The sequence below is a fragment of the Kitasatospora sp. NPDC057542 genome, assembly GCF_042801945.1.
In the GTDB taxonomy this organism is placed as follows: Bacteria; Actinomycetota; Actinomycetes; order Streptomycetales; family Streptomycetaceae; genus Kitasatospora.
The window spans coordinates 1-13276 of sequence record NZ_JBHVFE010000235.1; the positions used below are offsets into that span (position 1 = coordinate 1).

General features: G+C 73.1%; 12 protein-coding genes. 3 read left to right on the forward strand and 9 right to left on the reverse strand.

The window, feature by feature from the left end:
- Positions 1-101: 101 nt before the first annotated feature.
- The 9 genes from ACFU7Y_RS26220 to ACFU7Y_RS26260 all read right to left on the reverse strand — a co-directional run bounded on the left by ACFU7Y_RS26220 (position 102) and on the right by ACFU7Y_RS26260 (position 9237).
- Positions 102-665 (reverse strand): hypothetical protein, encoded by a 564-nt coding sequence (locus tag ACFU7Y_RS26220; protein ID WP_380769836.1) that lies wholly within the window; start codon positions 663-665, stop codon positions 102-104.
- Positions 666-858: 193 nt separating this feature from the next.
- Positions 859-1812, reverse strand: a complete 954-nt coding sequence (locus ACFU7Y_RS26225) for an ABC transporter substrate-binding protein (protein WP_224284100.1) — start codon at positions 1810-1812, stop codon at positions 859-861.
- Between the two features lie 45 nt (positions 1813-1857).
- Positions 1858-2535: an ABC transporter permease gene (locus tag ACFU7Y_RS26230; RefSeq protein ID WP_224284099.1), complete on the reverse strand. Its 678-nt coding sequence runs from the start codon at positions 2533-2535 to the stop codon at positions 1858-1860.
- On the reverse strand, positions 2532-3200 hold the full coding sequence (locus tag ACFU7Y_RS26235; protein WP_224284098.1) for an ABC transporter permease: 669 nt from the start codon (positions 3198-3200) through the stop codon (positions 2532-2534). The genes ACFU7Y_RS26230 and ACFU7Y_RS26235 overlap by 4 nt, the downstream gene beginning before the upstream one ends.
- A complete protein-coding gene (locus tag ACFU7Y_RS26240; RefSeq protein WP_380769837.1) occupies positions 3190-4440 on the reverse strand; it encodes an ABC transporter ATP-binding protein in 1251 nt (416 codons plus the stop codon). Before ACFU7Y_RS26240 ends, ACFU7Y_RS26235 begins: the two co-directional genes overlap by 11 nt.
- Before the next feature lie 213 nt (positions 4441-4653).
- On the reverse strand, positions 4654-5040 hold the full coding sequence (locus ACFU7Y_RS26245) for a rhodanese-like domain-containing protein (RefSeq protein ID WP_380769838.1): 387 nt from the start codon (positions 5038-5040) through the stop codon (positions 4654-4656).
- On the reverse strand, positions 5034-5657 hold the full coding sequence (locus ACFU7Y_RS26250) for a cysteine dioxygenase (protein ID WP_380769839.1): 624 nt from the start codon (positions 5655-5657) through the stop codon (positions 5034-5036). Before ACFU7Y_RS26250 ends, ACFU7Y_RS26245 begins: the two co-directional genes overlap by 7 nt.
- 197 nt (positions 5658-5854) lie before the next feature.
- Positions 5855-5932, reverse strand: a complete 78-nt coding sequence (locus ACFU7Y_RS26255) for a putative leader peptide (protein WP_107086570.1) — start codon at positions 5930-5932, stop codon at positions 5855-5857.
- 128 nt (positions 5933-6060) lie between these two features.
- Complete coding sequence (locus tag ACFU7Y_RS26260) at positions 6061-9237, reverse strand: hypothetical protein (protein WP_380769840.1); 3177 nt, start codon at positions 9235-9237, stop codon at positions 6061-6063.
- A gap of 418 nt (positions 9238-9655) precedes the next feature.
- Here ACFU7Y_RS26260 and ACFU7Y_RS26265 point away from each other — a divergent pair, with 418 nt between their 5' ends.
- The 3 genes from ACFU7Y_RS26265 (at position 9656) to ACFU7Y_RS26275 (ending at position 13074) form a co-directional block, all read left to right on the forward strand.
- Positions 9656-10498 carry a nitrilase-related carbon-nitrogen hydrolase gene (locus ACFU7Y_RS26265; protein ID WP_224275201.1) on the forward strand — a complete coding sequence of 281 codons (843 nt, stop codon included), beginning with the start codon at positions 9656-9658 and terminating at the stop codon, positions 10496-10498.
- An 11-nt stretch (positions 10499-10509) separates the two neighbouring features.
- Entirely contained in the window at positions 10510-11940 is a 1431-nt protein-coding gene (gene hydA / locus ACFU7Y_RS26270) for a dihydropyrimidinase (RefSeq protein ID WP_224275203.1), read from the forward strand.
- A gap of 120 nt (positions 11941-12060) precedes the next feature.
- Positions 12061-13074 (forward strand): TIGR03842 family LLM class F420-dependent oxidoreductase, encoded by a 1014-nt coding sequence (locus ACFU7Y_RS26275; protein WP_380769841.1) that lies wholly within the window; start codon positions 12061-12063, stop codon positions 13072-13074.
- Positions 13075-13276 lie beyond the last annotated feature (202 nt).

Below are 13276 nucleotides of genomic sequence, written 5' to 3' on the forward strand. Positions count from 1 at the left end.
CGCGCACCCAGGGAGGGGCGCGGCCACGGCGGCCCGGCGCTCAGGACACCGGGCGGTTCATGGTGGCGTGGATCTGCGGATCTTCGGGTCTGTGGACCGGATCAGCGGGACGGAGGGCAGAGCGTGGCGAGCAGCGCCTCGTTGATCTTCGCTGCGGTCTCCGGCCCGAAGCCCTGCGGGTGGTCGGCGGAGGTGAAGCGCTGGTTGGCCAGTTCGACCAGCTTCTGCTCGTCCTTGGGGAACTGGTACATCGACTGGCACTGGTTGCGTGCCCGGTCCACGGCCTGGTCGGGCTTGCCGCCGACGATCTCAGGGTCGATCGCGTTCAGCGCGGAGACCAGCTTGGCCGCCAGGTCGGCGCCCGGCTTGGCGGGCAGTCCGGCGTCGGCGGGCGGGGCGGGCTTGGCTGGTGCGGGGGCTCCCGAGGCGCCGGCGTCGGGGGCGGGAGCACCGGTGGCGCCGTCGGCCGTGGGGGCGGCCGAGTCGGGCGCGGGGGCCGCGGGCGTGGTGGCGGCGCCGGAGGGTGTGGCGGCCGAGGTGGCGGAGGCGGTGGGGGAGCCGGCCGCGGAGGTGGCTTTGCCCGACCCTGATCCGGAGCTGGAGCAGGCAGCGAGGCTCACCGCGGCGAGTGCCGTGAGGGTGGCGGCGAGGAGACGAGTGCGCATGGCGCACAGACTGTCATGTTCGCGGCGTAGAAGGGAAGGTCCCTCCGGCAGTCGGGAGAGGGTCTCCGGAACGGCGGGCGGCGGCCCGGAGGAAGCTCCTCGGGCCGCCGCGTTCGCGATCCTCGGGCGTCCGGGCCGGGGCGCCGTCGGGTCGGCCGGTCGGCGGTAAGCCTGCCTGCCCTCCCGCCGGCCGTCAGCCGAGACCGTTGGACTTCAGCCAGTCCTTGGCGACCGTCGACGGGTCCTCCTTGTCCACCGACACGCGCTTCATCAGCGCCACCAGCCCGGGCGTGTCGAGCTTGGCCGACACCGCGTTGAGCGCCGCCGCCGCGGTCGCGTCCACGCCCGCCTTGTTGACCAGCGGGGTGATGTTCTGCGCGCCGAAGATGTCCTTCGGATCGGTCAGCGGGACGAGCTTGTACTGGACGATCTTCGGGTCGGTGGTGAACACGTTGCCGACCTGGATACTGCCGTCCTTCAGCGCGTTCGCGGTGGTGTCGGCGGTGGGCTTCCACTCCTTGAAGGTCAGTCCGTAGACGTCCTTGAGCTGCTGCTCGCGACGGTTCTTGAACTCCGGTGGCCCGCCGATGGTGAACTCGCCGGCCTTGGCCGCGAGGTCGGAGATGCTCTTGAGGCCGTACTTGTCGGCCGTCTCCTGGGTGACGCTGAGCGAGTCCTTGTCCTCGGCCGGGGAGGAGTCGAGGATGCCCAGCGAGGCGGGCAGCGTCTTGGTGAGCGCCGCGTTCACGTCCTGCGTGGTGACGGCGGTGGACTTGGCGTCCAGGTAGGCGAGCAGCGAGCCGTTGTACTCGGGCAGGACGGTCAGGTTGCCGCCCTGCAACTGCCCGTAGAGCACCTCGCGACTGCCGATGTTGAACTTCTCCTGGACCTTGACGCCCTTGGCCTTGAGCGCCTGCGAGTAGATCGATCCGAGCAGGACGTTCTCCGGGAAGTTGGCCGAGCCGACCACCACGGTCGAGCCGGAAGCGCCCGAGCCGCCGGTACCCGCCGAGCCGCCGGCGGCCGAGGCGCTCGAACCCCCGCCGAGCGGGTCGCCGCCGGAGGAGCCGCAGGCGGTCGTGCCGAGGGCGAGCGCGACGAGGGTGCCGAGGACGGCGGCACGGCGGCCACGGTTGATTGTCGACATGGTGACAGATGTCCTTCCGAAGTGGGAGGGGAGAGGGAAAAGGGGTCAGCGGCGCCGCTGCTGGGCGCGCACCCCGGGCGGGAGCGCGAACCGGGCGAGCAGGGCGAAGAACAGCTGGGCGGCGACCGCGAGCAGTACCACCAGCAGCGCGCCGCCCACGGTCACGGCGTACTTGCGGGTCGCCAGCCCGTCGATGACGTAGCGGCCGAGGCCGCCCAGACCGACGTAGGCGGCCACCGTGGCGGTCGCGATCACCTGCACGGTCGCGGTGCGGAAGCCCGCCAGCATGGTCGGTGCGGCCGAGGGCAGGCAGACCTGCCGCAGCACCTGGGGGTGGGTCAGTCCGATGCCGCGCGCGGCGTCCCGGACGTCCGGGTCGGTGCCGCGCACCCCCTCGACGGCGGCCACCAGCAGCGGTGGTGCGGCGAGCGCGACCAGCGGGATCAGGACGGCGGTGTCGCCGACCCCGGCGAGCAGCACCGCCAGCGTGACCAGGCCGAGGGTGGGCAGGGCGCGGGCGGCGCCCGCGAGCGCGGTCACCGCGGTGACGCCACGCCCGGTGTAGCCGATCAGCAGCCCGAGCGGGACGGCGATCAGCGTCGCGTACAGCAAGGCCTCGCCGGAGAGCATCAGGTGCTCGAAGATCCGGTGCACGATCGAATCCGGCCCGCTGCGGTGGTCCGGAGCGGTGAAGAAGTCGTTCAGCCAGTTCAGCCAGTTCACGAGCCCGCTCCCTTCTCCCGCACGGCCCAGGGCGCGAGCAGCCGCCGGGCGGCCACCAGTAGGAGATCGACGGCCAGAGCCAGGGCGGCGATCAGCACGATGCCGGCCACGATCGGGGTCGGGAAGGTGCGCTGGAAGCCGTCGACGAACAGGTAGCCGAGCCCGCCGCGACCGACCAGCGCGCCGACGCTGGCCAGCGAGATGCTGGACACCGCCGCGACCCGCAGTCCGGCGATCAGGTACGGCACGGCGGCGGGCAGCTCGACCGACGTCAGCCGGTGCCACGGGCCGTACCCCATCGCGGTGGCGGCCTGCCGGACGGCGTCGGGGACGGCGCGCACCCCGTCCACGGTGGTCGGCAGCAGCACGGCGAGGGCGTAGAAGGTGAGCGGGATCATCACGGTCGCCTGGGTGGCGAGGCCGGTGTACGGGATCAGCACCACGAACACGGCCAGCGAGGGCAGCGCGTAGACGATGTTGAACACGGCGGACAGCGGCTGGTACAGCCGGGGGTAGCGGGCGCAGGTCAGGCCGAGGGGGACGGCCAGCAGCAGGCCGATGAGTACGGGGACGAGGGCGATCACGGCGTGGTCGGCGAGCAGGTGGCCGAGGTAGCCGAGGTGGTCGCCGATCCAGTACCAGCGGACGATCGGTTCATCGTCCACCGTCGGCTCCGTCCGTGCCGCCGGTGACGTTGGAGCTGCCCGTTCCGGTTGCGCCGTCCGTGCCGTCCGTGCCGTCCGTGCCGTCCGTGCCGCCAGTGCCGTCCGTGCCGCCAGTGCCGTCCGTGCCGCCCGTGTCGTCCGGGCGGCTTCCGGAGGTCGGGGACTTGTCGGTGCGGACGGGCGCATCGGCGGCCGGCGCACCGGAGGCGTCGGGCCGCAGCGCGGCGAGGACGGTCTCGCGGCTCGCGGTGCCGGTGGCCCGGCCGTCGGCGTCCAGCGCGACCGCGACCCCGGCGGGGGAGAGGACGGCGGCGTCCAGCGCGGTGCGCAGGGTGTCGGCGTCCGGGTGGAAGCCCACCGCCGGGTGCAACTCGGCGGTGACGGCGCCGCGGTCGATCCAGCCGATCGGGCGGCGTTCGTCGTCCAGGGCCAACTCCCAGCTCCCGTAACGGATTCCGTTGCCCACAGGACTGAGCTTGACGGTGCTCGCAGGGCGCAGGCCGAGGCCGCGCAGGCCCCGGTCGCGCCCGAGGAAGGCGGCCACGGCCTCGTCGGCCGGGGTGGTGAGCAGGGTGTGCGGGTCGGCCAACTGGGCGATCCGGCCGTGCTCGCGGAGCACCACCACCTGGTCGCCGAGCCGGACGGCCTCCTCGATGTCGTGGGTGACGAACAGCACCGTCTTGTGCAGCTCGGACTGGAGCCGCAGCAGCTCCTCCTGGAGACCGGCCCGCACCACCGGGTCGACCGCGCTGAACGGCTCGTCCATCAGCAGCACCGGCGGGTCGGCGGCCAGCGCGCGCGCCACGCCGACCCGCTGCTGCTGGCCGCCGGACAGCTGGAACGGGTACCGCTTGGCGGTCTCCGGTGCGAGCCCCACCAGTTCGAGCAGCTCGGCGGCACGGGCGCGGGCCTTCTTGCGGTCCCAGCCGAGCAGGTACGGGACGGTGGCGATGTTGTCGATCACCTTGCGGTGCGGGAAGAGCCCCGCCTGCTGGATCACGTACCCGATGCCACGGCGCAGCTTGGCGGGTTCCAGCTTCGCGACATCCGTGTCGTCCAGCAGCACCCGGCCTGAGGTGGGCTCGACCATCCGGTTGACCATGCGCAGCAGGGTGGTCTTTCCGCACCCGGACGGTCCGACCAGGACGGTTATCCGACCGGTCGGGACCTCCAGGTCCAGGCCCTCGACCGCAACGGTGCCGTCGGGGTGGCGCTTTCCGGCGCCCTCGAATCTGATCACGTGGAGTTTCCTCGTCAGGGCGCCCCGGGGAGGCGGCGCCTGGGTCGGTCGGTCGTTCGGTCGGGTCGTGCGGTGACGGCGGTTTCAAGCGCCCGGGCGTACTTCCGCCCGCGTGGCTGCCCAGCTTTGGACCGGCGGAAACTCGGATCAGACTATGACCTGCATCATCTCCTGTCTCTGATTTACCGTCCGGCACGCGGTGCGGCTGCGAGCTCAGCTGCCCCGGCGGGTCGCCAGGCCCGCGGCCGCCCAGCCGGCGAATCCGCCGTCCAGGTCGGTCGCCCGGTGCAGCCCCAGCTCGCGCAGGGAGGCGGCGGCCAGGCTGGAGGCGTAGCCCTCGGAGCAGACCACGATCACCTCGACGTCGTAGCCCGAGGCCTCGGGAATCCGGTGACTGCCCGTCGGGTCGAGCCGCCACTCCAGCACGTTGCGCTCGATGACCAGCGAGCCGGGGATCTCCCCCTCGGCCGCCCGCTGCGCCGCCGGACGGATGTCCACCAGCAGCGCGCCGTCCAGCTGGGCCTGGTACGCCTCGCGGGCGCGCGGCCGGTGGACGCCATTCCGGGCCCGCTCCACCAGGTCGTCGATCGTGGTCACCACTGTTCCGGTCCTTCCTCGGAGGTGCGGACGAGCCCGCCGGCCCGCAGGTCGTAGTGCGCCATCGAGCTCAGCGGCGGCGAGTAGGCGTGCAGGGTGACGGCGGGGCCCACGGCGGTGTTGCGCACGTCGTGCACGTAGTCGGGGCCGAAGGCACGGGCGGTGCCGGCCGGGACCCGGCGGATCAGCAGGCCCTGGTCAGGCCCGCCGAGGGACAGCTCCTCCAACTCGCCGAGGGCGACGGTGAAGGCGCCGCGCGAGCCGCCGTGGTCGTGGAAGCCGGTGGACTGGCCGGGCAGCCAGCTGATCAGCCACACCTCGTGGTCCTCGTCGCCGACCAGGCGCCGGTACCAGCGCTCCTCGGTGGAGAGGCGGACGTGGTGGATCCACTCCTCGGGCCGCTCGGCCAGCTCACGGACGATGGTCCGCAGGGTGCTGGGGGTGAGCGGTGCGCGGGTGTCCCCGGCGGGGGGCGTCGGTGGTGGCTCGGGGGTGCCGGCCGGCCTCGTGGAGCCGGCGCCGGTGTCGGAGCAGGCACCGGTGCCGGAGCAGGCGTTGGGGCCGGTGTCGGGGCCGAGGGCCGGGCGGGTGTCGGGGCTGATGCTCGGGCTCAGGCTCATGAGGGCGTCCTCGGGTGCGGCGGGAACGTCGGCGGGAAGCGCCCGGTGTCCGACGGCGGTGGACGGGCGCGGGCCGACGGAGCGGCCCGGCACGTACGGGTGCGCCGGGGTGGGGCGGGAGTCAGAACTGCGGGTACGGGTGCGCGGCTCGTGCCCTGGCAGACGTCACAGGGCGGGACCGGCGGGGGAGAGCAAGGTCAACAGGCACAGATGGAACTCGCCTGGCGTCGCAGATCGACGTGCAGGCGGCAGACCAGAGTGGCGCCGGAGTCCATGCGCCGGATCTTTCCCGAGCGAACCGGACGAAGTCAAGCCGAGCCGGCGGCCCGCCGCTGCCCGTCACCGGTGCCGGGCGGACTCCTCGGCTACCCGTCGAGCACCCTTCTCCTCGTCTTCCTCCCGGCTACTCCTCGGCCCGGCGGCGCGGCGCCGGTGGAGCCGTGGCGGACGGGGCCGTGCCGGACGGGGCCGACGCGGTGTCGCCCGCCGGCTGCGCGGGCAGCGACCCGGTGGGGCCCGGCGCCGGGCCGGCCAGCGCCTGTTCGACCAGCGCCTGTTCGACCAGCGCTCGCTCGACCAGCGGTGCGGCCTGTTCGCCCAGGTGGCGGCCGAGCGTCTGGTAGGCGTCGAACTGCTGGTGGTCGAACCACTGGTCGCTGGTGCGGTCGTTGGGGAACGCCCGGTTCGCCATCGCGTAGGCGTGCAGCTCGTACGGCATGTCCGGGGTCAGCACCGACTGGAGGACGATCAGCCGGCCGTGCCGGACGGCCCCGGGCCCCTCGCCCAGGTCCGGGTAGCGGATGTCCCCGGTGACCACCGATCGAGCCGAGAGCCGGTCGGACAGTTGTGCCGCGAGCCCGCGCAACAGCGGTGGCCGACGGCTTGCGTGGCCGTCCACGCCGTCGTCCGGGGCGCCGCCCTCGACGGGCTGGTCGGCGGCGGTGCCCGGGATCAGCAGCTCCGGCTCGTGCAGGGTGATGACGATGCCCAGCTCCTCGTGGGCCAGCGTGATCGCGGCGGCCAGCTTGGCGGCGTAACCCGCGTCGCCGCTGGCGTCGATGCAGACCGCCGTGCGCACCCGGTGCCGCAGCAGCTCGACCAGCCCGAGGTTCTCGTAGTGCCCGCCGTCGGTGGTGAGCAGGAAGCGGTCGTCGGCCGGGAACCGCCCGATCAGTTCCCGCAGTTGGTACGGGAGGCGGCGGACGGCGGGCTGCGCGGGACGGCGCCAGTCCGGTGGACCGGACCAGTCCGGGCCGAGTACCCCCGGGTTGGGCAGCCACGTCCCGAGGCGGGCGTTGGTCACCGCGAACAGCCGCTGGTAGACGCGGGATTCCCGCCCCATCGCGGAGGAGAAGGCGGCGCCGGAGACGGCCATCGCCGACTGCACGGTGAGGTCCCTGGCGATGTGCGGACGGGTGCGCCGCTCCAGCAGGTCGGTGCGCGCGTAGCCGATGTCCGGACCGCCCACGTAGTCGTACGAGAGCGAGTAGGAGACCGCCGGACGGCCCGGTGGTGTACGGGAGTTGCCCGACAGGTTGGCCGCCGCCGAGAAGATCACCTGCGGGAAGTCGGGGTGCCGGGCGCCGTAGTGGCTCAGCCAGGTCTGCTCCCGGAAGAAGTGGTACGGGCGGGCCAGCGACCGACCGCCCTCGGTGGACCGCCGGACCGCGAACGCGGAGGCCAGCCGCAGCCGGTAGAACGGGTGCAGGCTCATCCAGGTCTGATCGAGGTTCAGCCCGACCGCGCCGAGCACCAGCGGCAGCAGCACCTGGACGGCGGTCGGCCAGGCGTACCCGGTGGCGACCGCCCAGCCGAGGGCCAGCAGCGCACCGGCCGTCAGCACGAGGAGGGCGGCCCACACCACGAGGGTCTGGGGGATGCCGGCGGCGCGGCCACCGCGGCCTCCCGCGACACGGCCTGCCGCGCCCGCTGCGGCGCCCCGGCCGGGTGTCCGGCGGTCGCGCCGGAGTATGCCGAGCAGCAGCGCCAGGTAGCTGAGCGCCACAGTCAGGCCGAGCCCCGCGCCGGTCAGCTGCGGCCCTGCCGCCAGCGCCTGCTGGAGCCGCACGGCGGCCCAGGCCAGCCCCGGCACCGCCAGGACTCCGGCTGTCAGCAGGGCGGCCAGCCCGAGCAGGCCGAGATTGGCCCGGCGCAGCACGCGCGGCAGCAGCGACTGCCAGCCGAGCGACGGGAAGGCCAGCAGCCAGAGCAGCCAGCACCCGGCGGCCGCGGCCAGCAGTACACCGAGGGTGGCGAGCGCCGGTGCCCGGAACTCCAACGGCGCCGGTATGGCATCGGTGTGGCGCAGCCCGGCCGCCGCCAGGCGGCTCAGGTCGGTGAGTGGCACGGCCTGGTAGAAGCGGCTGAGCCCGAGGCCGAGCGCCAGGACGGCGGCCAGCAGCAGGGTGAGGGCGGACAGCACGCCGCGCAGCAGCGTCCCGAGTGCGACCAGCCACTCGCCCGCTCCGTCGGCGACGTACTTGCCGTGCCGGCGGAGGTGGTCCTCCTCCGGGGAGCCGGGCTCCATCACGGTGTCGGCGGTCAGGCCCGAGACGGCGCGCACCGGGCTGCCGGGCGCCGAGTCGCTGAGCGCGAGCTGGAGCGCGCCGACGGTGTAGCCGCCGCCCGAGACGGAGACCAGGTAGCGGGCCCGTTTCAGCCAGGGGCGCAGCGACTGGAGTGCACCGAGGGTGACGCAGGCCGAGCGGATGCCGCCGCCGGAGGCGCAGAAGCCGAGTTCGGCGGGCTCGCGGCCGGGCGGCACCCGGGCGGCGTCGCGCCAGTGGGCGTGCCGGACCGGGGCATCGCGGCCGCCCGGCGGTTCAGGGGCGAGCGGGGACGCGGCGGCGGGCGGTGAGGTGCCCCGCCGGGTGGCGATCGGCCAGGGCGGGATCAGCGCCGGGCGGTCGGGGGAGTCGGTGCCGCCGGCCTGCGCGCCCGCCCGTGACGGCCGGAGCCCGCGCACGGCCCGGGTGACGGTCACCAGCAGGAGCCCCGCCGCGACCGCCCCGGCGGGCAGGAGCAGCAGCCACTTGACGGTGGCGAGCGCGGTGGCGGCGGCGAAGGGGGTGTCGGACCCGCCCGTGCCCGGCTGGAGGCCGTCGATCCCCGCGCGCAGCAGCGCGTCCTCGCCGAGGTCGCAGCAGGCCGCGAGCAGCCCGGCGCCGCCGGCCGCGAGCGCCGGCAGCCGTCGGCGCTCCGGTCCGAGCACGTACCCGCCGAGCAGCGCGGCCGCGACCAGCGTCAGCCCGTAGCCGCCGATCAGCCAGCCGTCGGCGCGCAGTGCGGCCAGGTGGTCCGCGGCGCGCCCGCCGACCACCGCCTCGGCGACCCTACGGGAACCGGCCAGTTGGAGCGCGACGTCCGGTACGCGCGGTGCCTGGCGGAGGAACATCAGCCCGCCGAGGACGACCGGCAGCAGTGCGCCGAGGGCGAGCAGCAGGCCGACCCGGGCAGGCAGGGCGGGAGGCCGTGCCGCCGGGCCTCCGCCCGCCGCCGTCCCCGTCGTACCCGGCGCTTCCGCCGTACCCGGTGCTTCCGCCGCTTCCGCCGCGGACTTCGACACCACCACCGTCGTCACCCCCCGCTTGGTCGCCCCGATCCCCCGTGACCGGGCCACCGAACTCGTATGGAACCACACGGGACTGACAACCTGTCGTGATCCGCAGCGATGTCCACGCGGGTCTTACCCCGCCACCGCCGATTGCGCACCCCAAGCGTTCGGTTTCGCTCGAACGAGTAAGAAGGCAACTCCCTGGGTAGATCAGCTTTTCATCCCACCCGGGACCGCCCGCGTGTCCGCGCAAGAGGATCGCTCCAGACGCGTTTCCGCCAACGTATTGTCAGGCCACCGAGGCCAGGCCTACCGTCTACAGATCGCTTTCTACGCACGTAGACCCTGCGGTTCCCCGAGCGGACCCGCAGGCGAGACCCGCCCCGTCAACCCTCAGACCGCGGGTCCGACCGCACGGCCGGACCGCGGAGTTGCGGAGGTACCCATGTCGCAGATCGTCCGTGCCGCGCTCGTCCAGACCCGTTGGACCGGTGACCAGGAGAGCATGATCGCGCTCCATGAGCGGTACGCCCGGGAGGCCGCCGCCCAGGGTGCGAAGATCATCGGATTCCAGGAGGTCTTCAACTCCCCGTACTTCTGTCAGGTCCAGGAGGCCGAGCACTACCGCTGGGCCGAAGCCGTCCCCGACGGCCCGACCGTGCGCCGGATGCAGGACCTCGCCCGCGAACTCGGGCTGGTGATGGTCGTCCCGGTCTACGAGGAGGAGCAGAGCGGCGTCTACTACAACACCGCCGCCGTCATCGACGCCGACGGCAGCTACCTCGGCAAGTACCGCAAGCACCACATCCCGCAGGTCAAGGGCTTCTGGGAGAAGTACTACTTCAAGCCCGGCAACCTCGGCTGGCCCGTGTTCGACACCGCCGTCGGCAAGGTCGGCGTGTACATCTGCTATGACCGCCACTTCCCCGAGGGCTGGCGCGCCCTGGGCCTGGCCGGTGCGCAGATCGTCTACAACCCCTCCGCCACCAGCCGCGGCCTGTCCGCCTACCTCTGGCAGCTCGAACAGCCCGCCGCCGCCGTCGCCAACGAGTACTTCGTCGCCGCGATCAACCGCGTCGGCACCGAGGAGTACGGCGACAACGACTTCTACGGCACCTCCTACTTCGTGGATCCGCGCGGCCAGTTCGTCGGCGACGTCGCCTCCGACAAGGCGGAGGAACTCGTCGTCCGCGACCTCGACCTCGGCCTGATCGAACAGGTCCGCCAGCAGTGGGCGTTCTACCGCGACCGCCGACCCGACGCCTACGGACCGCTCGCCGAGGCGTGAGGAGCAGCACGATGACCACCCGCGACCCGAACCGGCGCACCGTCGTCCGCGGCGGCCTCGTCATCACCGCCACCGAGGAACTCCACGCCGACGTCCTGGTCGAGGGCGAGCGCATCGCCGCCCTCGCCGTCACCGGCAGCTCCGCCGCCGAGGCCTGGACCGCCGACACCGTCATCGACGCCACCGGCCACTACGTCATCCCTGGCGGTGTCGACGCCCACACCCACATGGAGCTGCCGTTCGGCGGCACCGCTGCCTCCGACACCTTCGAGACCGGCACCCGGGCCGCAGCCTGGGGCGGCACCACGACCATCGTGGACTTCGCCGTCCAGCCGGTCGGCGGCTCGCTGCGCGAGGGCCTGGACGCCTGGCACGCCAAGGCCGAGGGCAACTGCGCGATCGACTACGCCTTCCACACCATCGTCTCCGACGTCAACGACGCCGTCCTCAAGGAGATGGACACGCTCGTCGACTCCGGCGAGTCCACCTCCTTCAAGCTCTTCATGGCCTACCCCGGCGTCTTCTACAGCGACGACGGCCGCATCCTGCGCGCCATGCAGCGCGGCGCCGTCAACGGCGGGCTGATCATGATGCACGCGGAGAACGGCATCGCCATCGACGTCCTGGTCGAGCAGGCCCTCGCGGCCGGGAAGACCGCCCCCCGCTACCACGGCGAGGTCCGCCGCGAACTGCTGGAGGCCGAGGCCACGCACCGGGCGATCAAGCTCGCCCAGGTGGCCGGCAGCCCGCTCTACGTGGTGCACGTCTCCGCCGCCGCCGCGCTCGCCGAACTCACCCGGGCCCGGGACACCGGCCTCAACGTCTTCGGCGAGACCTGCCCCCAGTACCTCTTCCTCTCCACCGACAACCTCGCCGAGGAGGGCGCCGATGGCTTCGAGGGCGCCAAGTACGTGTGCAGCACGCCGCTTCGGCCCCGCGAGCACCAGGAGGCACTCTGGCGCGGGCTGCGCACCAACGACCTCCAGGTGGTCTCCACCGACCACTGCCCGTTCTGCTTCGTCGGCCAGAAGGAGCTGGGCCGGGGCGACTTCTCGAAGATCCCCAACGGCCTTCCCGGCGTGGAGAACCGGATGGACCTGCTCCACCAGGCCGTGGTGGACGGGCACATCAGCCGGCGCCGCTGGGTCGAGATCGCCTGCACCACCCCGGCCCGGATGTTCGGCCTGCACCCGCGCAAGGGCACCATCGCCCCGGGCGCCGACGCCGACCTGGTGGTCTACGACCCCGCCGCGGTGCAGACCGTCTCCGCCGCGAGCCACCACATGAACGTGGACTACTCGGCCTACGAGGGCCGCCGACTCACCGGCCGGGCACGGACGGTGCTGTCCCGCGGCACCGTGGTGCTGGACGACGGGAACTGGCTCGGCCGGGTCGGCCACGGCACCTTCCTGCGCCGGGACACCTGCCAGTACCTGGTCTGAGCCCCTCCGCTACCGCCATCCCGCGCTTTTCGACATCCGCCCTTCGCCGCCCGCCCGTCCGCCGGATCGATCCGGCCGGCGCGCCGGGCGGCGGGCCGACCCCTCTGCCTGGAGACCCTCATGGACATCGGCCTCGTCCTTCAGACCGACCCGCCCGCCCGACTGGTCATCGACCGGATGATCCGCGCCGAGCAGGCCGGGTTCACCCACGGCTGGACCTTCGACTCCTGCGTGCTGTGGCAGGAGCCCTTCGTCATCCACAGCCGGATCCTCGCCGAGACCGAGCGGATGACCGTCGGCCCGATGGTCACCAACCCCTCCACCCGCACCTGGGAGGTGACCGCCTCCCTGTTCGCCACGCTCAACGACATGTACGGCAACCGGACCGTCTGCGGGATCGGCCGCGGTGACTCCGCCATGCGGGTCGCCGGGCGGCGCCCCGCCACCCTCGCCCGCCTCTCCGAAGCCATGCACGCCATCAAGGAGTTGGCCGAGGGGCGCACCGCCGAGGTGGACGGCACCGAGATGCACCTGCCGTGGGTCCGAGCCGGCGCGTCCCTGCCGATCTGGATGGGTGCGTACGGGCCGAAGGCGCTGAACCTGACGGGGCGTCAGGCCGACGGCTTCATCCTCCAGCTGGCCGACCCGTACCTCACCGAGTTCATGATCAAGGCGGTGCGGGCCGCCGCCGTGGAGGCCGGCCGGGACCCGGAGTCGCTCACCATCTGCGTCGCCGCCCCGGCCTACGTCACCGCCGACGACTCGCCCGAGGCACTCGCCCACGCCCGGGAGCAGTGCCGCTGGTTCGGCGGGATGGTCGGCAACCACGTGGCCGATCTGGTCAGCCACTACGGCGAGCACTCCGACCTGGTGCCGGAGGCGCTCACCGACTACATCAAGGGCCGCCAGGGCTACGACTACAGCCACCACGGCCGGGCCGGGAACCCGGACACCGCCTTCGTTCCGGACGAGATCGTCGACCGCTTCTGCCTGATCGGCCCGGCGGAGCTGCAGCGGGCCCGGTTGGCGGAGCTCCGCTCGCTCGGCGTCGACCAGTTCGCCGTCTACGCCATGCACGACGCCATCGAGACCACCATCGACGCGTACGGGACGGACGTCATCCCGCACCTGTGACGCCCACCTGCGGCGCCCGGACCGGGGCGTCCCGACTGTTCCGGCGATCGTGAACCAGCCTGAGAACCTGCCCGTGGACCCGACTGTGAACCCCATCTGAGCTGAGCCGCGGATTCGCCCGCGGTGGACGGGAGTTGTTCATGACCGACACCGAGACCAGCGGCGGCAGACAGTGGCACCACCCCGACGGCCGGGTCGAACT

Bases quoted from the DNA above. Each gene is read 5' to 3' on its own strand.
- ACFU7Y_RS26275 (WP_380769841.1), top strand. From the start codon at position 12,061: ATGGACATCGGCCTCGTCCTTCAGACCGACCCGCCCGCCCGACTGGTC.
- ACFU7Y_RS26265 (WP_224275201.1), top strand. From the start codon at position 9,656: ATGTCGCAGATCGTCCGTGCCGCGCTCGTCCAGACCCGTTGGACCGGT.
- ACFU7Y_RS26220 (WP_380769836.1), bottom strand. From the start codon at position 665: ATGCGCACTCGTCTCCTCGCCGCCACCCTCACGGCACTCGCCGCGGTG.
- ACFU7Y_RS26225 (WP_224284100.1), bottom strand. From the start codon at position 1,812: ATGTCGACAATCAACCGTGGCCGCCGTGCCGCCGTCCTCGGCACCCTC.
- hydA (WP_224275203.1), top strand. From the start codon at position 10,510: ATGACCACCCGCGACCCGAACCGGCGCACCGTCGTCCGCGGCGGCCTC.
- ACFU7Y_RS26255 (WP_107086570.1), bottom strand. From the start codon at position 5,932: ATGGACTCCGGCGCCACTCTGGTCTGCCGCCTGCACGTCGATCTGCGA.
- ACFU7Y_RS26250 (WP_380769839.1), bottom strand. From the start codon at position 5,657: ATGAGCCTGAGCCCGAGCATCAGCCCCGACACCCGCCCGGCCCTCGGC.